This is a genomic window from Falsirhodobacter sp. 20TX0035 (assembly GCF_028307215.1).
GTDB lineage: Bacteria > Pseudomonadota > Alphaproteobacteria > Rhodobacterales > Rhodobacteraceae > Falsirhodobacter.
Map to the genome: position 1 here is coordinate 34353 of NZ_JAQMHV010000015.1, position 20820 is coordinate 55172.

The 20820-nt window shown below is 65.7% G+C and carries 21 protein-coding genes and 1 tRNA gene; 16 read left to right on the forward strand and 6 right to left on the reverse strand.

Features of this window, described 5'->3' with window-relative positions; translation table 11 throughout:
- The first annotated feature begins 521 nt into the window (after window positions 1–521).
- The 4 genes from PIJ50_RS14165 (at window position 522) to PIJ50_RS14180 (ending at window position 4686) form a co-directional block, all read left to right on the forward strand.
- Complete coding sequence (locus tag PIJ50_RS14165; RefSeq protein WP_271976112.1) at window positions 522–1502, forward strand: mechanosensitive ion channel family protein; 981 nt, start codon at window positions 522–524, stop codon at window positions 1500–1502.
- A gap of 256 nt (window positions 1503–1758) precedes the next feature.
- Window positions 1759–2880: an ABC transporter substrate-binding protein gene (locus PIJ50_RS14170; protein WP_271976113.1), complete on the forward strand. Its 1122-nt coding sequence runs from the start codon at window positions 1759–1761 to the stop codon at window positions 2878–2880.
- On the forward strand, window positions 2873–3931 hold the full coding sequence (locus PIJ50_RS14175; protein ID WP_271976114.1) for a FecCD family ABC transporter permease: 1059 nt from the start codon (window positions 2873–2875) through the stop codon (window positions 3929–3931). The genes PIJ50_RS14170 and PIJ50_RS14175 overlap by 8 nt, the downstream gene beginning before the upstream one ends.
- Window positions 3925–4686 (forward strand): ABC transporter ATP-binding protein, encoded by a 762-nt coding sequence (locus tag PIJ50_RS14180; protein ID WP_271976115.1) that lies wholly within the window; start codon window positions 3925–3927, stop codon window positions 4684–4686. The genes PIJ50_RS14175 and PIJ50_RS14180 overlap by 7 nt, the downstream gene beginning before the upstream one ends.
- Window positions 4687–4938: 252 nt before the next feature.
- Here the strand turns inward: PIJ50_RS14180 and PIJ50_RS14185 are convergent.
- Window positions 4939–5013 (reverse strand) — tRNA-Asn (locus PIJ50_RS14185).
- Between the two features lie 151 nt (window positions 5014–5164).
- On the opposite strand from PIJ50_RS14185, the gene PIJ50_RS14190 reads away from it, so the two are divergent.
- The 4 genes from PIJ50_RS14190 to PIJ50_RS14205 all read left to right on the forward strand — a co-directional run bounded on the left by PIJ50_RS14190 (window position 5165) and on the right by PIJ50_RS14205 (window position 8633).
- Complete coding sequence (locus PIJ50_RS14190) at window positions 5165–5830, forward strand: alpha/beta hydrolase (RefSeq protein WP_271976116.1); 666 nt, start codon at window positions 5165–5167, stop codon at window positions 5828–5830.
- 141 nt (window positions 5831–5971) lie between these two features.
- On the forward strand, window positions 5972–6556 hold the full coding sequence (locus PIJ50_RS14195; RefSeq protein WP_271976117.1) for an HNH endonuclease: 585 nt from the start codon (window positions 5972–5974) through the stop codon (window positions 6554–6556).
- 101 nt (window positions 6557–6657) lie between these two features.
- The gene (locus PIJ50_RS14200; RefSeq protein WP_271976119.1) at window positions 6658–7920 is read left to right on the forward strand and encodes a hypothetical protein; all 1263 of its coding nucleotides are present in this window, start codon (window positions 6658–6660) and stop codon (window positions 7918–7920) included.
- A complete protein-coding gene (locus PIJ50_RS14205) occupies window positions 7917–8633 on the forward strand; it encodes a COG3904 family protein (protein ID WP_334212733.1) in 717 nt (238 codons plus the stop codon). The genes PIJ50_RS14200 and PIJ50_RS14205 overlap by 4 nt, the downstream gene beginning before the upstream one ends.
- Here the strand turns inward: PIJ50_RS14205 and PIJ50_RS14210 are convergent.
- From PIJ50_RS14210 to PIJ50_RS14220, 3 genes are all read right to left on the reverse strand, one after another.
- Window positions 8617–10077: a serine hydrolase domain-containing protein gene (locus PIJ50_RS14210; protein WP_271976121.1), complete on the reverse strand. Its 1461-nt coding sequence runs from the start codon at window positions 10075–10077 to the stop codon at window positions 8617–8619. The two genes, PIJ50_RS14205 and PIJ50_RS14210, sit on opposite strands and share 17 nt — an antisense overlap.
- A gap of 85 nt (window positions 10078–10162) precedes the next feature.
- On the reverse strand, window positions 10163–10324 hold the full coding sequence (locus PIJ50_RS14215) for a hypothetical protein (RefSeq protein WP_271976122.1): 162 nt from the start codon (window positions 10322–10324) through the stop codon (window positions 10163–10165).
- A gap of 55 nt (window positions 10325–10379) precedes the next feature.
- Window positions 10380–10676, reverse strand: coding sequence for an HNH endonuclease (locus PIJ50_RS14220; protein WP_271976124.1), 297 nt, complete (start codon window positions 10674–10676; stop codon window positions 10380–10382).
- Window positions 10677–10849: 173 nt separating this feature from the next.
- Between PIJ50_RS14220 and PIJ50_RS14225 the strand changes: the two genes are divergently transcribed.
- From PIJ50_RS14225 to ruvX, 6 genes are all read left to right on the forward strand, one after another.
- A complete protein-coding gene (locus tag PIJ50_RS14225) occupies window positions 10850–12913 on the forward strand; it encodes an FUSC family protein (RefSeq protein ID WP_271976126.1) in 2064 nt (687 codons plus the stop codon).
- On the forward strand, window positions 12910–13113 hold the full coding sequence (locus PIJ50_RS14230; RefSeq protein ID WP_271976127.1) for a DUF1656 domain-containing protein: 204 nt from the start codon (window positions 12910–12912) through the stop codon (window positions 13111–13113). The genes PIJ50_RS14225 and PIJ50_RS14230 overlap by 4 nt, the downstream gene beginning before the upstream one ends.
- Before the next feature lies 1 nt (window position 13114).
- On the forward strand, window positions 13115–13990 hold the full coding sequence (locus PIJ50_RS14235) for an efflux RND transporter periplasmic adaptor subunit (RefSeq protein WP_271976128.1): 876 nt from the start codon (window positions 13115–13117) through the stop codon (window positions 13988–13990).
- Between the two features lie 69 nt (window positions 13991–14059).
- Window positions 14060–14749 (forward strand): ribulose-phosphate 3-epimerase, encoded by a 690-nt coding sequence (gene rpe / locus PIJ50_RS14240; RefSeq protein ID WP_271976130.1) that lies wholly within the window; start codon window positions 14060–14062, stop codon window positions 14747–14749.
- A gap of 28 nt (window positions 14750–14777) precedes the next feature.
- On the forward strand, window positions 14778–15968 hold the full coding sequence (gene ccmI / locus PIJ50_RS14245; protein ID WP_271976131.1) for a c-type cytochrome biogenesis protein CcmI: 1191 nt from the start codon (window positions 14778–14780) through the stop codon (window positions 15966–15968).
- Window positions 15965–16417, forward strand: a complete 453-nt coding sequence (ruvX, locus tag PIJ50_RS14250) for a Holliday junction resolvase RuvX (RefSeq protein WP_271976132.1) — start codon at window positions 15965–15967, stop codon at window positions 16415–16417. The genes ccmI and ruvX overlap by 4 nt, the downstream gene beginning before the upstream one ends.
- Here ruvX and dusA read toward each other — a convergent pair.
- On the reverse strand, window positions 16414–17355 hold the full coding sequence (gene dusA / locus PIJ50_RS14255) for a tRNA dihydrouridine(20/20a) synthase DusA (RefSeq protein WP_442900744.1): 942 nt from the start codon (window positions 17353–17355) through the stop codon (window positions 16414–16416). The two genes, ruvX and dusA, sit on opposite strands and share 4 nt — an antisense overlap.
- Window positions 17356–17523: 168 nt before the next feature.
- On the opposite strand from dusA, the gene PIJ50_RS14260 reads away from it, so the two are divergent.
- A complete protein-coding gene (locus PIJ50_RS14260; protein ID WP_271976135.1) occupies window positions 17524–18582 on the forward strand; it encodes a site-specific integrase in 1059 nt (352 codons plus the stop codon).
- 152 nt (window positions 18583–18734) lie between these two features.
- A complete protein-coding gene (locus tag PIJ50_RS14265; RefSeq protein ID WP_271976136.1) occupies window positions 18735–19694 on the forward strand; it encodes a mitochondrial fission ELM1 family protein in 960 nt (319 codons plus the stop codon).
- Here the strand turns inward: PIJ50_RS14265 and PIJ50_RS14270 are convergent.
- Window positions 19681–20577, reverse strand: coding sequence for a glycosyltransferase family 8 protein (locus PIJ50_RS14270; RefSeq protein WP_271976137.1), 897 nt, complete (start codon window positions 20575–20577; stop codon window positions 19681–19683). The genes PIJ50_RS14265 and PIJ50_RS14270 overlap by 14 nt on opposite strands.
- Between the last annotated feature and the right edge of the window lie 243 nt (window positions 20578–20820).

A 20820-nucleotide genomic window follows, 5' to 3' on the forward strand; every position in this document is an offset into this window, starting at 1 on the left:
GGACGTGGCCCCCGGTGCCTCGGCGCCGCAAGGGCGGAGAAGCGCGATCTTCCAGCCACGCTGCGGCGGAACGGGTTTCTGCCCAAGCCTCTGTTCGTCGTCGCCCCGTCGAAACCGCCCAGGATGACGCAAGTCGACGACCAGAAAGCCTACCCCGGCATCCAGTTGCGCCGCAGTGCCGCTTGCACACCCCGTCGACAGCAAAGCGGCCCAAACGAACGAGATCGCATAGATCGATACCCTGTTCGCCATGACCTCCCATGCGGCAAAGGGTCAGACGGGCTTGTCGTCCCGAACATCGTCCTTGCGGAATGCCCTGCCCTTATCGTCGTCACGCGGCAGATCGGCCCCATCCAAAGGCGGGGGAATCCGCGCGGTCATCGCCGCACAGCTTCCGAGCAACCTTCGCGACGCGTTGTTCCGCGCGGCCGCCCTGTCGCAAGGCGTTAGCCCGCGAACGCGAAGATGGACGGCGGCTGTTCGTGCCGCATATCTCTCCTTGGATCCACGGAGGGCGGGACATGGAGGAGACGATCGCCGGTGCGCCCGACACGATGGAGGAGGCCGTCACCGTCGATCCGGCCTTCGTGTTCTCCAAGATCGAGGACTGGATCATCGGCCTTCAGACGATGCTGCCGAACATCGTCGTCGCGTCCGTTCTGATCGCGTTCTTTGTCATCGTCGGGTTCGTCGTGTCGCGCGGCGTGCGCAACTGGGCCGCGCATGGGCATCGCGAAAATCTGGGCGATGTCCTCGGCTCGTTCCTCAAATGGGTGATCATCCTGCTGGGCGTGCTTCTGGGGCTGACGATCGTCATCCCGTCGCTGCGACCGGGGGACCTGATCGCCGGCCTGGGCATCGGGTCGGTGGCCATCGGTTTCGCGTTCAAGGACATCCTGCAGAACTGGCTGGCGGGCCTGCTGCTCCTGCTCGGTCAGCCCTTCCGCCCGGGCGACCAGATCATCGTCAATGGCTATGAAGGCACCGTGAAGCGGATCGAGACGCGGGCCACCATCCTGACCACCTATGACGGGCGGGACGCGATCATCCCCAACTCGGACGTCTATTCGACCGCCGTCACCGTCAACACCGCCCATGAAACGCGGCGCAGCGACTACGATGTGGGGATCGGATACGGCGACGACATCGTGCACGCGCGCGAGGTGATCCTGAAGTGTTTCGAGGGGCTTGAGACGGTGGAGGCAAAGCCCGCGCCGGAGGTTCTAGTGTGGGATCTGGCATCCTCCACCGTGAACCTGCGGGTGCGCTGGTGGACGCATTCGAAGCGCACGGATGTGGTGCATGTGAAGGCCGTCCTGCTGGAACGGATCAAGTATGCGCTGGACGAGGCCGGGATCGACATGGCCTTCCCCACGCAAGTGGTCCTGTTCCACAACCAGACGGACGAGGCCGACGGCAACCGCGGGCGCCAGCGCGAAGGCTGGCCTGCACCGGCGGAAGGCGAGCCGCCGAAACCGGCACGCAAGGTTGACAAAGACTGATCGCGCTCTCGTCGAACCGGCTGAGAATGATGGATTGGCGCGCCAGCGGGCCTGAGAGGATCGGAGGGTCGTCCCGGCCAAGTTGAAGACGCGCAGAGCAGACTCTGACTGCGGATGTGTGGTCCAAGGAGTCCGAAGCGTGCTTCGGCGTATTCCTTGATCGTGGAATATCGCGAAGATTCTTGACGGTTTTTGTAGCTAATGTATAGCGTTCCGTCACGCCTTTGCATGCGCCCCTTTCTCACAGGATCGACCGATGAGCCTTCGCTTCGCCGCTTCCGCTGCCACCGTGCTCCTTGCGTCGGCCCTTCCGGCCCTTGCCGATCCCGTCACGCTGACCGACATCGCCGGGCGCGAGGTGACGGTGGAGGCGCCTGTTCAGCGCGTCATTCTGGGCGAGGGTCGCCAGATCTACCTTCTGGGCGTGCTGGAGCGTGAGGCGCCCTTTGCCCATGTCGTCGGATGGCGCGAGGATCTGCTTCAGGCCGATCCCGACGGCTATGCCGCCTATGCCGAAAAGTTTCCCGATTTGAAGGACCTGCCGACCTTCGGCGGCTTCAAGGACGGGACCTTCGACGTGGAGCAGGCCGCTGCTCTGAAGCCCGACGTCGTGCTGATGAACCTCGAAGCCCGCGCTGCGACCGAGGATGCGGGCTATGACGACAAGCTGGCCGAATTGGGCGTCCCCATCGTCTATGTCGACTTCCGCGAAGACCCGATGGCGCACAGCGTCGAATCCATGCGCATCATGGGCAAGCTGACCGGGCAGGAACAGCGGGCCGACGACTACATCGCCTTTGCCGAGGCGCAGATGAAACGCGTGACCGACCGCATCGCCGGGGACGACATCGTCCGGCCCAAGGTCTTCATCGACCGCGCCGGCGGCTACAGCGACGATTGCTGCATGAGCTTCGGCAACGGCAACTTCGGCGAATACGTGGAGATCGCGGGCGGCACCAACATCGCCAAGGACATCATCCCCGGCACGTTCGGCACGCTGAACCCCGAACAGATCATCGCGTCGAACCCGGATCAGGTGATCGTCACGGGCGGCAACTGGGACGCCTACGTGCCCGGCGGCGCGTGGGTGGGCCTGGGCCCCGGCGCGGACATGCAGGCCGCGAAGACCAAGCTTCAGGCCCTGACCGAACGCACGGCGATGACCGGCATCACTGCGGTCAAAACGGGACAGTTCCACGCCATCTGGCACCAGTTCTACGACAACCCCTACTACTTCGTCGCCGTGCAGCAGCTTGCGAAGTGGCAGCAGCCCGCCCTGTTCGCCGATCTGGACCCCGAAGCGACGCTGAAGGAGCTGCACGAGCGTTTCCTGCCGGTGCCCTATCAGCCGGGCTACTGGGTGTCTCTGAATGACTGACGCCGCGCTGGCCGAGGGGCGGCGCGGGTTCTACCGCGCCCTTGTGCTGCGCCGGCAGCTGATCCTTGGGGGGCTGGCGCTGGCGCTGGCCCTCAGCGTCTGCGTGGACCTCGCGCTCGGCCCCGCGCGCTACACCCTTGGTCAGGTGGTGGAGGCGCTGCTGTGGCCCGGCGCAGTGGACGATCAGGTCCGCGTCATCCTGTGGGAAATCCGCATGCCCGTGGCGCTGATGGCCGTCGTGGTGGGCGCCAGCCTGTCGATTGCGGGCGTGCAGATGCAGACGATCCTGAACAACCCGTTGGCCAGCCCCTTCACGCTCGGCATTTCCGCCGGGGCGGGCTTCGGGGCGGCGCTGGCGCTGGCCTTCGGCGTGGCCCTTGTGCCCTTTTCGGTAGAATACATCATTCCCGTCAACGCCTTCGCGATGGCGATGCTCACCTCGCTCGCGATCTACGGCCTCAGCCTGCGGCAGGGCGTGGGAAGCGAGACGATCGTGCTTCTGGGCATCGCGCTGGTCTTCATCTTCAACGCGCTGATGTCGCTGATCCAGTTCTTTGCCAGCCAGCAGGCGGTGGCGGCCGTCGTGTTCTGGACCATGGGCAGCCTGACAAAGGCGACATGGCCGAAGCTGTGGATCGCGCTGACGGTGCTGATCATCGCCACCCCGCTGCTGGCCCGGCGGGGCTGGGCGCTGACCGCGATGCGGCTAGGCGACGCCAAGGCCGAAAGCATGGGCGTGCGTCCCCGCGCCCTTCGGCTGGAGGTGCTGGTGATCGTCAGCCTCCTCGCCTCCATCTCGGTGTCGTTCGTGGGCACCATCGGCTTCATCGGGCTGGTCGGCCCCCACATCGCGCGGATGCTGCTGGGCGAGGATCAGCGCTTCCTTCTGCCGGGCGCCGCGTTGTCGGGGGCGCTGATCCTGTCTCTGGGCTCCATCCTGTCCAAGACGGTGATCCCGGGCACGATCATTCCCATCGGCATCGTCACCTCTCTCGTGGGGATTCCGTTCTTCCTCTACCTCATCCTGAACCGTCGGGTGGCGTCATGGTAAGCCTGACCCTCCGCGATGTTTCCGCCGCCTACGGGGGGCGCGAGGTGCTGTCGGGAATCACGACGCCGCCCTTGCAAGGCGGGCAGCTGGTCGCGCTGCTGGGGCCGAACGGCGCCGGGAAGTCCACGCTGTTCCGCCGCATCTTCGGCCTGCTGCGCGGCCAGGGCGACATTCGTGTCGAAGGGGCCACCGTGCCTCGCCCCATCGCCTACATGCCGCAGGACAACGGCGCCCGGCCGGTGCTGTCCGTCTACGAATCGATCCTGCTGGCCCGGATGCAGGGCCGCCGCCTGCGCGTCCTGCCCGAAGATCACGCCGAGGTGGAGCGGATCCTGCGGCTTCTGAACATCGGCAGCCTTCGCGCGCGCAATGTGGGCGATCTGTCGGGCGGTCAGCGCCAGATGGTCGGCGCGGCGCAGACGCTGGTGCAGAACCCGCAGATCCTCCTGATGGATGAGCCGACCTCTGCACTGGACCTGTCGCGGCAGATCGACCTTCTGGCGCTGCTGCATCGCCTGACCCGGGAGGAAGGGCTGCTGATCGTCGTCGCCCTGCACGACCTGGGCCACGCCTTGCGCTTTGCCGATGCGGCGATGGTGATCGGCAATGGAGGCCTTGTCGCCTGCGGCGCGACGCAGGACGTCATCACCCCCCACCTCCTCCGGAACGTCTTCGACGTGGAGGCGCGGATCGAGCCGTGCACGATGGGCCGCCCGCATCTGATCGTGGACGGGCGCGCAGGCCACCGGGCCTGAGGGGCGGGGATTGCACGACGAAGCGGCTTCACGGGCTTGTCAGGGTTGTTGGCCAACATCCTCCCCGCCCGCTGCTTCCCGGCTTCGCGGAAACACGCAATGAAAGCGCCTGCGGTGGCTGGCCTACTCACGCTTGCACCCACCGGGCAGGATCATCCGCATTCAGTCCCCGATGGAGGGTACGTAGGGGCCCGAAACGAAAAAAGCCCCGCAAGGGGCTTCATCGTAGGTAGCAGAAATCTGGAAGATTTCTGGCTCCGGCGGTAGGGATCGAACCTACGACCAATTGATTAACAGTCAACTGCTCTACCGCTGAGCTACGCCGGAACACGAGGGGTGTAATAGCCACCTCCCCCGGGGGTGTCCAGAGGCTTCGAGCAGAAAAAACGCGTTCCGGTCACTTTTTTACGACGGCCTTCGGCAAGCGCCTTGCGCCGGGGACGGCATCGCCTACCCTCCTCAAAACACAGGAGCTTTCATGACCCCCACATCCAGCCTGACCTTCGACCGCATCGCGCCCGTGTCTGGCGTGGCCGACAGCATGGTGGTGTTCGTGCATGGCTACGGCGCGAACGGCGCGGATCTTCTGGATCTGGCGCGCCCCTTGGGCGAACAGCTGCCCCGCACGATCTTCATCGCCCCCGACGCGCCCGAGCGCTGCCGCAACAACCCCATGGGCTGTCAGTGGTTTCCCATCCCCCGGCTGGACGGTTCGACCGAGGAGGAGATGCGGACCGGCTTCGCTCACGCGTCCGGCCAGCTTCAGGCGTTCCTAGACGACCGGCTGGCGGCGGAAGGGCTGACGCCCGACCGGCTGGTTCTTGTCGGGTTCTCGCAAGGCACGATGATGAGCCTGCACATCGCCCCGCGCCGGCCGCTGCCGATCGGCGGCGTGGTCGGCTTCTCGGGCCGCCTCGTGGTGCCGGAACGGCTGGAGGCGGAAACGCTGTCCCGCCCACCCGTCTTGCTGGTGCATGGCGACCAGGACGCCATGGTCCCGTTCGAGGAGATGGGGCTGGCCGGCAACGTACTGGTCGCCGCCGGGTTCGACACCTATGGCCACGTGATGAAGAACACGGGCCACGGGATCGCACCTGACGGGGTGGCGGTGGCCTTGTCCTTCCTGCGCGACCGGCTGGGCTGACACGAAATCGTCACCTGCACCGGCTACACCTACCGAAAGAAGGGGCTTGCGTGGTGCGGGACGCCACATATAGTGGGCCTCAGGCGATGGGGCGGTTCCCCGCCCCTTGACCTTGCGGTACGGGGCGGAGGGGAGTGCGGGATGAGCGTCGATTTCAGAACCCAGTTCGTGCGTGAACCTGCTGTGTTGAAACAGTTTCCCGCCCTTGTGCTGAATGCGGACTATCGCCCCTTGTCCTATTACCCCCTGTCCCTTTGGCCGTGGCAGGAGGCGATCAAGGCGGCCTTTCTGGACCGGGTCACCATCGTGGCCGAATACGACCAGACGGTCCGAAGCCAGCGGGCCGAGATACGGATACCCTCCGTCGTCGTGCTGAAAGATTTCGTCAAACCCCAGAAGCGCGTGGCTTTCACGCGCTTCAATCTTTTTCTGAGGGACGAATTCTGCTGCCAGTATTGCGGCGCGCGGGGCGATCTGACCTTCGACCACGTCCTGCCCCGCTGCCGCGGCGGCATCACCAGCTGGGAAAACGTAGTGGCCGCCTGTTCGCCCTGCAACCTGCACAAGGGCTCGCGCACCCTGCGCCAGTCGGGCCTTGCGCTGGGCCGCCCGCCCCGCCGCCCCACGGCCGAGGAAATGCAGAACCACGGCCGCCGCTTCCCGCCGAACCACCTGCACGAAAGCTGGATCGACTTCCTCTACTGGGACAGCGAACTGGACGCCTGAGGTCCTCGCGATAGATTGATCGGACAGGGACGCGTGGGCCTTTGGCGGGCCGCGCGGCGTTCCCATGTGGATGATCATTACATTCTGCCGAAAGGGCTGACATGGGCGAACCTCAAGTGCGGGCCGGTGACCGTTACGCGCGCGAACTGGAACGGCATCTGACCTGGCTGGACACCTTCACCACCACCGCACTTGGCGTTCTGGCCGCCGCCTCGGGGATCTACACCTATCTGGGCGTCCGGGCGCTGCTGGACGATCCCGGCATCTGGACCACCTTCGCGGCGCTGGCCTATTCCATCGCGGTGTCGGTCGGCATCTTCGTCTTCTGGTCTTACATGATGCGGCTTCTGCCGGCGGTGCGCAGCGGCGCCTCGCGCATCGGGCTTCTCCTGACGATGGCGCTGGGCTGCGTCGCGATCATCGCCATGTCGTCCTGGCTGAACGCGGCGGCGCTGGCCGGCTCGGCGGCCGTGGAACAGCACATGGCCACGACCACGCAACGCTATCAGGCCGCGCTGGAACGCGCGAACGCCAACGCCGTCGCAGGGCAGTCCCTGGCCCGCGACGTGGCCCGGGTGCGGCAAAGCTTCACCGACCTGTCGGAACAGGAAGCGGGCGGCAACCTGTCGGGCTTTTCCGGCCGCGGCGCGGTGTTCCGCGTCCTGACCCAGAAGGGATCGGAGCTGCAGGCGCTGGAGGATCAGCTGAACGGCGTGGCCGAACCCATCGCCCGCGCTTTTGCCGACGGCAACGCCACCCTGTCGCGGATGCGCGATCTGGGCGTGGCGGCGGGTCCGATCGGCGACCGGACGGTCAGCTTCTCCGAAGAAGCGGTGAACCTGTCCGGCCTGATCGCGCAGCTGCGTCAGCTGAACCCGGCCCCGCTGGTGGACCGGGCGGCGCAGGATCTGCGCGACGCCGTTCTTGTGCCCGAACTGGACGGAAGCAGCGCCGAAACCCGCGCCGGTCAATCCTCCACCATCACCTCGGTGCTGGACCTCGTGGACCAGCGGGCGAACACGCTGGCCGAGGCCGCCGCCGCCGTGATCGCCCTGCCCCAGCCCGAGGAGACGGTCTACACCCCCGTCTCCGCCGCCGACGCCATCATCATGTATCGCGGCAACTTCATCCCCGCCTGGGCGGGCGCCATCGCGATCGACCTTCTGCCCGCCGTGCTGGTGTTCATCCTGATGGTGGTGCAGGCCGCCATCCGGTCGGGCCGGGGCGAGGACATCACCGACGACACCATGACCGTGGGCGAACTGCGCGCCGCCCTGGCCGCGGCCGAGGTGCTGCGCGCGGCGGACCGCCCCGCCCCCCCGGTGTCCGAGGCGCGGGCCGTCCTGATCCGGCCCACCGAATGATGCGGGGCCTGTCCACGCCGCAAGGCGCGATGAAGGCCGTTCTTCTGTCGCAGATGGTGATCGGGGTGGCGCTGGTCGCCCTTGATCTGCGCGGAACGCCTTCGGCCGCCGCGCCGGGCCTGTTCGTGCCGCCGGCCGAAGGGCCCAGCGTCCGCCCCTACCGCCCCGACCTGCGCCCCGGCACGCCGGGCGCCCCCGCCATGCGCCCCATGCCCGAACAGCTGCTGTTCGAGGCGGAGGGCGACACCCTGAGCATCACCGGACAGATCGCTCCGGGCGACGCCGACCGCTTCGTCGCCTGGCTGGAGGAGAACCGGCCCGAAACAGCCACGGTGACGCTGGACAGTTCCGGCGGCTCCGTGTCGGACGCCCTGGCCATCGGGCGCACGATCCGCGCAGCGGGATACGCGACGACCATTGGCGACGGTGCCGTCTGCATGTCCGCCTGCCCCTACCTGTTCGCGGGCGGGACCGAACGGACCGTGGCCGAAGGTGGCGTCGTCGGCGTGCATCAAAGCTATTTCGGCGAAAACACCCTTCTTCCGGCCTTCATGGCGGTGAAGGATGTCCAGCGCGGTCAGGCCGCCGTTCTGGATTACCTGACCGAGATGGGGGTGGACCTGCGCCTGATGGGTCAGGCCCTGAAAACCCCGCCCGAGGAGATCAACATCCTGACGCCCGAGCAGATGACGGATTTCAAGCTGACAACCTGACATACTCGACCACGCGGGCGCGTGAGAGGGAGAGTTCCACCCGGTCAGCACCCAGCCGGCGCAGGCAGATGCGGCGGCCCAACGCCTGGAACAGCCAGCGTCCGTTCCCCAGCGCCACCAGATCAGAACGTTCGGCGCGTGGGCCGGCGCCCCAATGTACCTGGCCCTTCGCAATGCGGAACGTGGCGCCGTCGCACTCCCACCAGCCGTCCAGCATTTCGTCCAAGGGTTCCGCCTGGGCCGGATGCAGGCACACAGGCAGATGCCCGATCTCCCCCTCCAGCGCCTTTCCGGTCCAGCGCAGCCGGATCTCCGACTGCGGCGCGTGGGAGATGGCCTCGTCCCCCGCAGCGAACAGCTTTTCCTCGGCGTCGCGGACCACGATGCTGGCGGGGCGCACCTCGGCCCAGAGGTTCCCCTCCTCGGCCACATAAAGCCCCGGCGGCGCCCAGTCCCGGGCAGGTTCGGCGTCGGGCAATACGCCCAGAAGAACGGTCATGACCGCCTCGGCCGCCGCCGTCGCTTCCCCGTCGTCGCGGTTGGTGACGACGCAGATGCCGGCCCCCAGCGCCGGATCCAGAAGGAAGCCCGAACGGTATCCCGACTGTGCCCCGCCATGCCCCGGCACCAGCCGGTCGCCGATGCGGGTCAGACGCAGGCCAAGGCCGTAGCCTGTCGGCCGGCCGTCCCGCAGCGGCACGGGCTGCGCCAAGCTCGCGAACGCGTCGCGGTCCATCAGGTCCGCCAGCCACGACGCCAGCTGCGTGGCCGATCCCGCCAGCGCGCCCGCCGCCGACAGGTGCATCCCCTGCCCGCCCTGCACCCAGACGCCATCCCGCATCACGTGGCCCGGCACCAGCCCCGTCACCGGCTCGTTCCAGTAATCGGGTGCGGCGATGCCGTGGCCCTGCGCCGCGACCCACTCAGTAAAACGCAGCCCCCGCGCCTCCAGCGCCGCCTCCACCAGACGATAGCCGGCGTTGGAATAGGCAACCTCGGTCCCCGGCTCGGCGTTCAGTCGCCCGATCCCGGCGGACCAAGCCAGGAGGTCCGGCGCGCGAGTGTCCACCTCGCCGCCCAAACCCAGAAGGGTCAGCATCTCGCGCGTGTCGGGAAGGCCGCCCTGCATCGCCAGCGCCTGCCGCACCGTGACGGCACCCGGCACCGGATGCATCGGCAACAGCGATCCCAGCATCGCGTCCAGGGGCAACCCGCTGTCCAGAACGAAGGCGGCAAAGACATGCTTGGTGACGGACGCCCAGCGCACCACCGTGTCGGGCGTGAAGGCCTTGTGCTCCCCCACACGCTCCACCCCGCCCGTGATGGCGAAATGCAGCCCGTTGCGGTCGAAGCCGAGGATAGCGCCGCCCGGACCATCCGCCGGCCACGCGTCGCAAAGGGCTTGCGCCTGTTCGGCGGCGGCGGACCAGTGAAGAAATATCATGGGGGCGTCCTGTCCTGATTCCCGCGCATCATAGCGGCGGGGCCGTCAGGAAAAACCCCGGCGCGATGCGCCGGGGCCGGGTCGGTCAGTAGTTCGCCGGCGGATCGCTGGCGGGGAAGGATTCGTCGGACTCCTCATCCTCCTTCTTCCACTCCTTCGGCGGGTCCTTCATGTTTTCCGTGCCGGCCGGACGCACATCGTCGCCCTGCTCTTGCCCCGGCACCTTTTCCTTGTCCGTGTCGGCCATGGAAACCTCCTTCTCCATTACCCCGAACCAACACGCCGCCGTGGCCAAGGTTCCCTCAGCGCCGCCGCCGCGTTCCGCCCGGCACGCGGGACAGGAACCCCGGCGGGCGCTTTGCCACCCAGTCAACAAAGGCTGCGATGCGGGGATGGGTCAGCAGCGCCTCCACCGTGTTGTAGCGGCGGGCGAGTTCCGTTTCCGACAGCGCCGCATGCACCTCCTTGTGGCAGATGTGATGCAGCAGCACGGTCGGCCCCTTGGCGCCGCCCTTGGCGCGCGGGATCAGGTGGTGCAGGCTTTGCGGCACGTCGGACGGGATGGGCCGCCGGCACAGGGGACAGATCGGTTCGCTCATGCCCCCGATATGGGGCGCGCGCGGCAGCGGACCAAGCGGGACGCGCCGCTCACTATCGCGTGCGGTGCCGCCGCGACCGCCTCCCCGCATTGTCATTCAGCGGCCGGGGGCCTATCACGAAAACGTCCCTTCTTCAGGTCGGGGCGCATTCCACAGGATGAAGGACACGGAAGATGGCTGACGGGGGCGGCGTGGCGGCGCTATCGCGCATCACATGGCCGGGTCTGTCGCAGTATCAGGCCACCTACGCGCTGAAGGTGGCGCTGACGGTCGTGCTGACGCTGTTCGTGGCGTTTCTATTCGACCTGAACCACACCTACTGGGCCCTGATGACGGTGCCCCTGATCGTTCGCCCCGAAGCGGGAACCATGGTCTGGCGCAGCACGGCGCGGATGGCGGGAACCTTTGCCGGGGGGCTGGCGGGCTTTGCCATCGCGCTGTGCTTTGCACAATCCGCCCCGCAGGCGATCGGCGCCACCGCCGTTCTTCTGTTCCTTGTCGGCTACCTCACCCGGATGGAAAGCGGGATCGACGCCTATGGCTACGCGACCTGCGGCTTCACCGCGCTGGTCATCGTGCTGGACGCGCAGGCCGACCCCACCCTGGCCTGGCCGCTGACGCTGGCGCGCCTGACCGAAACGATGATCCCCATCGTCTGCGGGTTCGTGGTGATGCTGACCGTGTTCCCGCGCACCGTGTCCGACAACGCGGCCACGGCGATCCAGCGGGCGCGCGGGGCCGTGCGGGGGCTGTCGGATTCCGTCTTGGCCGAAGGGCCCCTGCCCTCGGCCGCCCCGGAAAAGGACGTCATCGGCGCCATCGGCATGGTGCACACGGAACTGCGCTCGCTCGTCTACGAACGGTCGCGCAAGGATTGGGGCCGGCCGTGGATGGCCAACGTCGCGCATGAACTCGATCGCGTGTCGGTGTCGCTGACGGCGGTGCGCTTTGCCAGCGAGCACGCGCCGGACGGCGTCTTCGACCTGGACCGGGTGCAGGCCACACGTGCGCAGTTGCGCGATCTGGCCGGCCGCATCCTGTCAGACGATGACGACGCCCCCACCCTTCTGGACATGGGGGACGAGGTGGAGGCGCTGGCCGACCGCATCCATAACCGTGCGATGGAGGACACCAGCGATCTGCCCGTGGCCGTGCTGGAACAGGCGCTGGCCGACCTTGCCGGCCGGCTTGCCGCGCTGGCCCGCGCCACAGCCTTCCTGAAGGACGCAAACCTGGCGCAGCAGCGCCGCCCGAACGCCCCGCGCCATACCCCGTCCTCGCGCCGCTACCGCGATCATCTCGCGGCGGTGCAGTTCGGCCTGCGCCCGGCCATCATGCTGGTCGTCGTCTCCACCCTCTGGCTTTCCACGGGGTGGAACGGGGGGAACTCCCTCGCCATGATCGTCGCGGCGCTGTCGCTGCTGCTGCCCACCATCGTGCCGCGCCCGGTGAGGGTCATGGCGGGCAAGGCGCTGGCGTTGGGGCTGTTCGCGGGCCTTTGCATTGCCGCCGGGCTGATGACCGCGCTGACGCATGTAGAAGGGTTTCCGGCGCTCGCGATCCTGATGGGCACCACCGTCTTCGTGATCTTCTACCTGTGCGGTGCGATCCAGCTTCTGCCGCTGGCGATCGGCAGCATGATCATGATCTCCATCGGGTTGCAGCCCTCGAACACCCCGAACTTCCACCCGGCCACCCTGTTCAACGTGGCCGCCACCATGGCGCTGCTGCCGCCCGCATTCATTGTCGCGATCACGGTGGTGTTTCCCGAAAACCACGCTTGGCTGTCGCGGCACCTGCGGCGCGGCACGACCCGGCTTTTGCGGCGGACCGCGGCCGAACGGCGCCACATGCCGCGCTTTGCCTTCTTTGACGAGATCATCGACATGTTCACCGACTACGCCTCCGGCCTCAGCGCGGAAAAGCCGGAGGATGCCCGGCTGATCCGCCGGACCCGCGCCGCGCTTGTGGCGGGGCTGGCCTGCGACCGCCTGCGCAATTCGGCGCAAAGGCTGCCGCCCGCCACGGCGGCATTGATCCCGGGGATGCGCGCGGCGCTGCGCGACGCCGTGTCCGGCCGCACGCCCGACATGACCCCCTTCGACCGCCTGCGCGACGCAGCCCGCCACGATGCCGACCGGCCGACCCGCATCTGCCTTCTGGAAGCCGAAACGTTGCGCCCGCTGATCGAAAGCGGCATCCTGTCCCCCGTCCCCCAACCCTCCGGTGCCGCATGAGATCCGAGATCGCCATCCTTGGCCTTTACGTTCCCGGCCTGCTGATCTGCGCCGTCATCGCCTCCGTCCTGTGGTTCGTGATCGACGGGCTGATGCTGCGGGTGGCGGGGTGGACCTGGTTCTGGCATCCCCCGCTGGCGCGGCTTGCGCTGTATTTCGTCCTTCTCGGCCTTGTCGTCGCGCTTATCCCGGAATTCTGAGATGATCCTGATCCGCCTTATCCTCACCACCCTGATCGCCATCGCCGCCGCGTTCGGCGGGATCTATGTCTGGAACCAGGTCTTCCGCGATCCGTGGACGCGCGACGCCCATATCCGCGCCGACCTGATCCAGATCGCCCCCCTCGTCTCCGGCGCGGTGGTGGAGGTGGAGGTGACCAACAACGCGAACGTGGCGGCGGGCGACCTGCTGATGAAGATCGACCCCAAGAACTACGAACTCGCCCTCAGCCAGGCCGAGGCGAGCCTGGCAAGCGCCCGCGCCAACGCCGAAAACAGCCGCCAGCAGGCCGACCGGCTGTTGCAGCAGCAGGAACAAAGCCCCCGCTCCGTGGCGGAGGTGGAACTGCGGTCTTCCGTCCTTTCGGCCGATGCGGCGGACGCGCAGGTGCGTTCGGCCGAGGCGGCGCTGGACCGCGCGCGGCTGGACCTGACCCGGACCGAGGTGCGGGCCCCGCGCGACGGGCAGATCACCAACCTGACGGCCAATGTCGGCGATTACGCCGCAGCCGGCGCCAACGCCATGGTGCTGGTGGCCGAAGACAGCTTCCGTGTCGATGCCTTCTTCATGGAAACGCAGATCCAACACATCCGCGCGGGCGATCCGGTGCGCGTGCATCTCATGGCCTCGGGGTATGAAATGCCGGGCCGCGTTCTCGGCATCTCCTCGGGCATCTCCTATGCCGAGGACATGTCGCAGTCGCTGCTGCAGGCGCCCACCCCGTCCTTCCAGTGGATCCGGCTGGCCCAGCGCATCCCGGTGGAGATCGCGCTGGACCGCATCCCTGACGGGCACCTTCTGGCCAATGGAATGACAGCCAGCGTCACCGTCGATGCCTCCGGCGCGGGCGAACGCTGACCCTGTCCGTTCCGCTTCATCTTGGCGGCGTTTGCTGATAGACGCCGCCCCGAAACCAAGGAGCACGCCATGCCCGTCCATCCCCCGATCAAGATCGCCCCCTCCATCCTGGCCGCCGATTTCGCCGATTTCGGTGCCGAATGCCGCGCGATCGAGGCGCAGGGCGCGGACTGGGTGCATGTGGACGTGATGGATGGCCACTTCGTGCCGAACCTGACCTTCGGGCCGGCGATGTGCGCCGCGATCCGCCCGCACATCAAGGGCGTGATGGACGTCCACCTGATGATCGCGCCGGTGGACCCGTATATCGAGGCGTTCGCCGCCGCGGGGGCCGACATCATCACCGCCCATCTGGAAGCCGGGCCGCACATCCACCGCACGCTTCAGGCGATCCGCGGCGTGGGCTGCAAGGCGGGCGTCGCCCTGAACCCCGGCACGGGGATCGAGGCGGTGGCCCATCTTCTGGACATGATCGACCTGATCTGCGTGATGACGGTGAATCCCGGCTTCGGCGGGCAGAAGTTCATCCATTCGCAGGTGGACAAGACGCGGGCGCTGCGGGCCATGATCGGCGACCGCCCCATTCACATCGAGATCGACGGCGGCGTGACGGTGGAGACCGCGCCGCTGGTCGCCGCCGCCGGGGCCGATGTGCTGGTGGCAGGATCGGCCGTGTTCAAGGGCGGCTCGGCCCGCGAACCGGCGGCTTACGGCGACAACATCCGCGCCATTCGCGCCGCGGCCGAGGCCGCCCGCTGACCGGCGGCCGGGCCGGGAAAGGAACGTGATGGACAACTGGATCTTCTGGGCGGTGGCGGGGTGCCTGTCGGTCGCGGTGGTGGCCCTTCTGGCGCGGTCGCTGTTCGTCGCGGGCGCGGCCGCCCCCTCGCCCAACGTGCGCATCTACCGCGACCAGTTGGAGGAGGTGGACCGCGACCTTGCCCGCGGCACCATGGCCCCGGATGAGGCGGACCGCGCGCGGCTGGAAGTCTCCCGCCGGCTTTTGGAAGCGGATCGTCGGACCGTTCGCGCCACGGGGCGCGGCAGCGTGGTGGCGGGGGCCCTGCTGGTGATCCTGACGGCGGCGGGCGTGGGGCTTCTGTATCTGCGTCTGGGCGCGCCAGGCTATCCGGACCTGCCCCACGCCGTGCGCCTTGCGGCGCTGGAGGCGGCACGAAGCGCCCGCCCGACGCAGGCCGAAGCCGAACGTCAGGCCCCGCCCGTGCAGGCGGAAACACCCGATCCCAAGTTCGCCGCCCTTGTGGGGCAGTTACGTGCTGCGGTGCAGCGCAATCCGCAGGATCTGCGCGGCCAGCAGCTTCTGGCCCGAAATGAAGCGGCCTTGGGCAACTTCCCCGCCGCGGTGGAGGCGCAGCGTCAGGTGCTGGCCCTGAAAGCCGAACCTTCGGCCGCCGATCACGCGGCGCTGGCCGAACTCATGATCTACGCCGCCGGGGGATATGTCTCGCCCGAGGCGGAGGCCGTGCTGACACAATCCCTGCGGCGCGATCCGAAGCAGCCCTTGGCGCTGTATCTGTCGGGCGTGACGATGGCGCAGGGCGGACGGGACGATCTGGCCTTCCGCGACTGGACCCGTGCGCTGGACGTCGCCGCCCCGGACGCCCCCTGGCGCGCGACCGTGCTGGCGGCGATGCCGGAGATTGCGGCCCGCGCCGGCGAGCGCTGGACACCGCCCGAAGCCCTGCCCGGCCCCGATGCGGGCGGCGTTGCGGCCCTGCAGGCCCTTCCCGAAGCCGACCGCAACGCGGCCATCGCGGGGATGGTCGACGGCCTTGCGACGCGCCTGAAAACCACCGGCGGCAGCGCCGCCGAATGGGCGCGCCTGATCAACGCCTACAACGTGCTGGGCCGGGCGGACGAGGCGCAGACCGCCGCTGCCAAGGCCGCCCCCCTCTTCACCGGGGAGGAGCGCGCGGTGATCGAGCGCGCCGCCCGCAGCGCCGGAGCCGCCCCATGATCGAAGATTTCGCACGTGCCCTGCCCCCTTACGGCGCCATCGCCGGGCTGGATCTGGGCGACAAGACCATCGGGGTGGCCCTGTCCGACACGCTGCGCGGCGTGGCCACTCCGGTCCAGACGATCCGCCGCGTGAAGTTCACCCTGGACGCCGAGGCGCTGCTGACCCTTCTGAAGGGGCGGCAGGTCGTGGGGATCGTTTTCGGCCTGCCCCTGAACATGGACGGAAGCGAAGGGCCCCGCGTTCAGAAGACACACGCCTTCGCCCGCAACCTGTCCCGCCTGACCGACCTGCCGATGACCTTCTGGGACGAACGCCTGTCCACCGTCGCCGCCGAACGCGCGCTGCTGGAGGCGGACATGTCGCGCCGCAAGCGGGCCGAGGTGATCGACCATGTCGCCGCCGCCTATATCCTGCAAGGCGCGCTGGACCGGCTGCGGCACCTTTAGGCCGCTTCGCGCATCTGCTCCTGCGCCTGATCCAGCAGTTCCACCCCCACGCCGGGACGGGTCGAATGTTCGGACAGCGTCCGCCGCCACGCCCGCGCGCCCGGCTGTCCGGCGAACAGCCCAAGCATGTGCCGGGTGATCTGGTTCAGGCGCCCGCCTTCGGCCAGATGCGCCTCGATGTAAGGGCGCATGGAGGCGAGGACGGCAAAGGGATCGGGCGCGAAATCCTCGCCCCACAGGGCGTCGGCGCCGGACAGAACCTCCATCGGTTCGTGATAGGCGGCACGGCCGACCATGACGCCGTCCAGACCCTGTGCCAGCAAGGCCTTCACCTGCGCCAGATCCTTCACCCCGCCGTTCAGCGCGATGGACAGGTCGGGGAACGCCGCCTTCATCCGCAGCACGAGGTCGTAGTCCAGGGGCGGAACCTCCCGGTTCTCCTTCGGGGACAGTCCTTGCAGCCACGCCTTGCGCGCGTGGATGGTCACGGAGCGCACGCCCGCCTCCTGCACCCGGGACAGGAACTCAGGCAGCACGACCTCCGGATCCTGATCGTCCACGCCGATCCGGCATTTGACGGTGACCGGCACCTCCGCCACGGCGATCATGGCGCGCAGGGCGCGGGCGACCAGACCCGGATCCTTCATCAGCACCGCGCCAAAGCATCCCGACTGAACCCGATCCGAGGGGCAGCCGACGTTCAGGTTGACCTCGTCATACCCGAAGGGCGCCGCGTGCCGCACGGCGTGCGCCAGGGTTTCCGGGTCTGACCCGCCCAGTTGCAGCGCCACAGGATGTTCAGTGGCATGGTGACGCAGAAGCCGGTCGCGCGGGCCGTGGATGATGGCCCGGTCCACCACCATCTCAGTATACAGCATCGCCCGTCGCGACATCTGCCGGTGAAAGAACCGGCAGTGACGGTCCGTCCAATCGATCATCGGTGCAACGGCCAGCTTCGGCATCGTGTAGGACTGGGTTTTGTCAACGCTCATTGGCCAGAAGCCCTTTCATAACACTGCCGACTTGTTCCCCTTTTTCCCCTGTTCAAACCCATTCGCGGAGGTGTAGTCCTACGAATGTAGGACTGTGAAAGGGCTTGTAGGACCGTGGGCACCATCAACAAGCGCAAGCGCGCGGACGGAAGTTTCGGCTATACAGCGCAGATCGTCATAAAGCGCGGAGGCGTCAAGGTCCACAGCGAGGCGCAGACCTTTGATCGTGAACCCGCCGCCCGCGCTTGGATGAAACGCCGTGAGGCTGAGATCACGAAAGATGGGTTTGGAAACCCCAAAGGCACCTTGTCCGAGGCGATCGACAAGTATGTGAAGGAGAGCCGGAAGGAGATCGGCCGCACCAAGGCTCAAGTGCTGCGCTCCATCAGCTCGCACGAGATCGGGGAAAAGCGCTGCGGTGACATCCGCAGTTCCGACATCGTCAGCTTTGCCACCACTCTTTCGAAGACGGTGCAGCCCCAGACCGTGCTGAATTACCTAAGCCACCTGTCGGCGGTGTTTGCGATCGCGAAGCCAGCTTGGGGATATCCGTTGGACAAGACGGAGATGGACGCGGCCATGGCCGTCTGCAAACGGCTAGGGCTGACCACCAAGTCCAACCGCCGCACGCGTCGGCCGACATTGGAGGAACTCGACAAGCTGCTTGCCCACTTCGAAGACCGCTCTCATCGACGTCGCGCCCTCCCTATGCATACTGTGGTCCTGTTCGCCTTGTTCTCCACACGGCGTCAGGAGGAGATCACGCGGATCCGGTGGGACGATTTCGCGGGAACACGTGTGCTTGTGCGCGACATGAAGAACCCGGGCGAGAAGAAGGGCAATGACATCTGGTGCGATGTCCCTCCCGAGGCCGCGGCTGTCATCGGCCGCATGCCCAAGACCCATGTTGAGATCTTCCCCTATTCCACCGACGCGATCAGCGCGGCCTTCACCCGCGCCTGCAAGCTGCTGGGGATCGAAGACCTGCGATTTCATGACCTGAGGCACGAGGGTGTCACTAGGCTGTTCGAGATGGGGTGGACGATACCGCATGTAGCAGCCGTTTCGGGTCATAGGAGCTGGCAGAGCCTACAGCGGTATACGCACGTGCAGCAAACCGGTGACCGCTATACTAAATGGCCGTGGACGCCGGCACTACAAGGGGACGTGTAGAGGGGGCGGGATGGTCCCGCCCCGCACAGGAGAACAAGGGATGAAAGTTCAACACATCGCCCTCGTTCTCCAGATCATCACGATGGTGGCGCTGGTGGCCGTTCAAATTGGTAGCCTAAAGGTGTGACCAAATAAGATCCGTGGAGAGTAATATGACGCTTTGGACTGTAAGTGTGGCAAATATGGGTGCGCTATCCCAGTGTTCCGGGGTTGCAAAAATCTTAGACGAAGACTTCCAGAAGAAAATAGTCGTGCCGCGCCAAGGGCTAGCGAGGTTTTTTCAGAAGCCTGTGTTCAACTCGAATGAAGCCGCACCTGACATCATAGTTTCCTGTGGTTCTGAAGCAGAACCGCATGTGATCAAGATGAAATTAGCCTATAGTGGCAGGCCAATTGCGGTTCATCTCCAGCACCCGAGGATCGACGGATATGATATGGTATTCGTATCTCGACATGACTGGAAGACGGAATTTGAGGCGCGTCCCAACTACCACCAAATGGTAGGTGTCCCTCATAGATTTATACCTGAAATGTGGCAAGATCTGCGAGAGGCGGCCCGAGCCCGCTATGCCCCAAATAATGAGCAAGTGGCTGTTGTTCTCATCGGTGGCGCAAACGGCGCCTACGCATACGATCGGCAGAGCCTGACCACCATATTCGAGGCTATCCAAAACCAAGTTCAGGCAGGGTGGACGGTACTGCTTTCTGTGTCACGAAGGACGAATAGCGACATAAGAGCCTCCTTTAGAACTCTCCAGTCAGATAGGGTTATCATCTGGGAAGGTGAGGGTCATAACCCCTACGTGGAATATCTTGCTGCCGCTGATGCATTTTTGATTGCAAAAGACTCGGTCACTATGCCTTCTGAGGCGCTCTCGACAGGTAAGCCCGTCTATTCTCTAGATTTGAGCAAGGTGCCAGGGCGGAAACTACAAAAGTTCGAGCGGTTCCACACCGACATGCAAGAGACGCTCCGGTTGACGCGCCCTTATCTGGGTTCACTGGAACACTATGATTACACGGTGCCAAACGAAGCGAAACGCATTGCATCTCTTGTCCGGTCGAACTCTCTACATCAGGCTAAATCTAGCTTTCTCTTCAGTAGAAGATGATGTTCGAATACTGCCTGTCAAAGATCCATTTGTGCATTCTGTACAATGCCACTGCATGTAAGCTTCGCTTGGCATCTTTATAACCCATCTTTCGCCAAGGCTTGACCTTCCCGTGGTAGTGGATAATCCCACTTCTTTCCTGTTCTGTCTCAGCGCTAGCGCCATAAAGGCGTTCGGTCCGGGTTCGTTGCAGGACCGCTCTCCCGCGGGAGTCGTTCCAAGCAGGGTTAAGATGTTTTATCCTACCGCGGAATAAATGGTTGATGTGATCTTGATCGAAGTTTCGATAGTTAGAAGCCTTATTGAAATCGCTAAGTCCTGAATAGATACATTTATTTCCACGAATGGAAACGCAGTCTAGCAACAGAACACCAGCATTAACATAATCCGCCGGGGGATATGGTGCCATGATTTGCTCGGTTTCAGCCTGACGATCCCAAGTTTTCCCGTGCGTCAACAGGTCCAGACGTTTGACCACTCCGAAATCCCTTACGCCACCGATAAGATTTCCCTTGAGATCAATATTATACAAATCGTCCAAATCACGCTTCACCAAGGTATCACCATCGATATATATGACCCGTTCCTGAACCAAGCTCGGCAACAGCAGCCGCGCTAGTGAGGTTTTCGATAGGTGGCGGACCTTCTCAGGCGCTGAACCGAAGTGATCGTCCGTAAGCAGGTGAAATTGGATGTTTACCTCTCTCTCGCCCGCAATCCTGCGGAGCACATCCATAGCATGGCTGGTAAGGTTCAGACTGAGGATGTCGATATGTCGCAGGTTCGGAGTTGATCGCGTTGCAGACCACAGCGACAAGGCGGTTGGACCAAAGAAACCCATGTCCGTGCCAAAAGCTATCCTTGCCCCTATGATCCCTGCCAATTATCCGTCCCCGCGTGCGTTGAAGCGTTAATCACCCTCCGCTTGAGCGTCGGCTAACAGTCCCAAGTATACGCAATTCGGCGTTAGATTCACCAGCCTAGAGACCGTCGGGCCTGATCGCGTAGGCGTCACGCAGCCGGTCGGGCTGAGGGAACGACCTTCGATGCAGCCGAAGCCCCCGCCGAGGGGCGGTGGCGGTTCTCATCAGCGCGAGGCGCGGCACCCCGCATCGATCCTCGCGAT

Bases quoted from the DNA above. Each gene is read 5' to 3' on its own strand.
- PIJ50_RS14165 (WP_271976112.1), top strand. From the start codon at position 522: ATGGAGGAGACGATCGCCGGTGCGCCCGACACGATGGAGGAGGCCGTC.
- PIJ50_RS14170 (WP_271976113.1), top strand. From the start codon at position 1,759: ATGAGCCTTCGCTTCGCCGCTTCCGCTGCCACCGTGCTCCTTGCGTCG.
- PIJ50_RS14175 (WP_271976114.1), top strand. From the start codon at position 2,873: ATGACTGACGCCGCGCTGGCCGAGGGGCGGCGCGGGTTCTACCGCGCC.
- PIJ50_RS14180 (WP_271976115.1), top strand. From the start codon at position 3,925: ATGGTAAGCCTGACCCTCCGCGATGTTTCCGCCGCCTACGGGGGGCGC.
- PIJ50_RS14190 (WP_271976116.1), top strand. From the start codon at position 5,165: ATGACCCCCACATCCAGCCTGACCTTCGACCGCATCGCGCCCGTGTCT.
- PIJ50_RS14195 (WP_271976117.1), top strand. From the start codon at position 5,972: ATGAGCGTCGATTTCAGAACCCAGTTCGTGCGTGAACCTGCTGTGTTG.
- PIJ50_RS14200 (WP_271976119.1), top strand. From the start codon at position 6,658: ATGGGCGAACCTCAAGTGCGGGCCGGTGACCGTTACGCGCGCGAACTG.
- PIJ50_RS14205 (WP_334212733.1), top strand. From the start codon at position 7,917: ATGATGCGGGGCCTGTCCACGCCGCAAGGCGCGATGAAGGCCGTTCTT.
- PIJ50_RS14210 (WP_271976121.1), bottom strand. From the start codon at position 10,077: ATGATATTTCTTCACTGGTCCGCCGCCGCCGAACAGGCGCAAGCCCTT.
- PIJ50_RS14215 (WP_271976122.1), bottom strand. From the start codon at position 10,324: ATGGCCGACACGGACAAGGAAAAGGTGCCGGGGCAAGAGCAGGGCGAC.
- PIJ50_RS14220 (WP_271976124.1), bottom strand. From the start codon at position 10,676: ATGAGCGAACCGATCTGTCCCCTGTGCCGGCGGCCCATCCCGTCCGAC.
- PIJ50_RS14225 (WP_271976126.1), top strand. From the start codon at position 10,850: ATGGCTGACGGGGGCGGCGTGGCGGCGCTATCGCGCATCACATGGCCG.
- PIJ50_RS14230 (WP_271976127.1), top strand. From the start codon at position 12,910: ATGAGATCCGAGATCGCCATCCTTGGCCTTTACGTTCCCGGCCTGCTG.
- PIJ50_RS14235 (WP_271976128.1), top strand. From the start codon at position 13,115: ATGATCCTGATCCGCCTTATCCTCACCACCCTGATCGCCATCGCCGCC.
- rpe (WP_271976130.1), top strand. From the start codon at position 14,060: ATGCCCGTCCATCCCCCGATCAAGATCGCCCCCTCCATCCTGGCCGCC.
- ccmI (WP_271976131.1), top strand. From the start codon at position 14,778: ATGGACAACTGGATCTTCTGGGCGGTGGCGGGGTGCCTGTCGGTCGCG.
- ruvX (WP_271976132.1), top strand. From the start codon at position 15,965: ATGATCGAAGATTTCGCACGTGCCCTGCCCCCTTACGGCGCCATCGCC.
- dusA (WP_442900744.1), bottom strand. From the start codon at position 17,355: ATGATCGATTGGACGGACCGTCACTGCCGGTTCTTTCACCGGCAGATG.
- PIJ50_RS14265 (WP_271976136.1), top strand. From the start codon at position 18,735: ATGACGCTTTGGACTGTAAGTGTGGCAAATATGGGTGCGCTATCCCAG.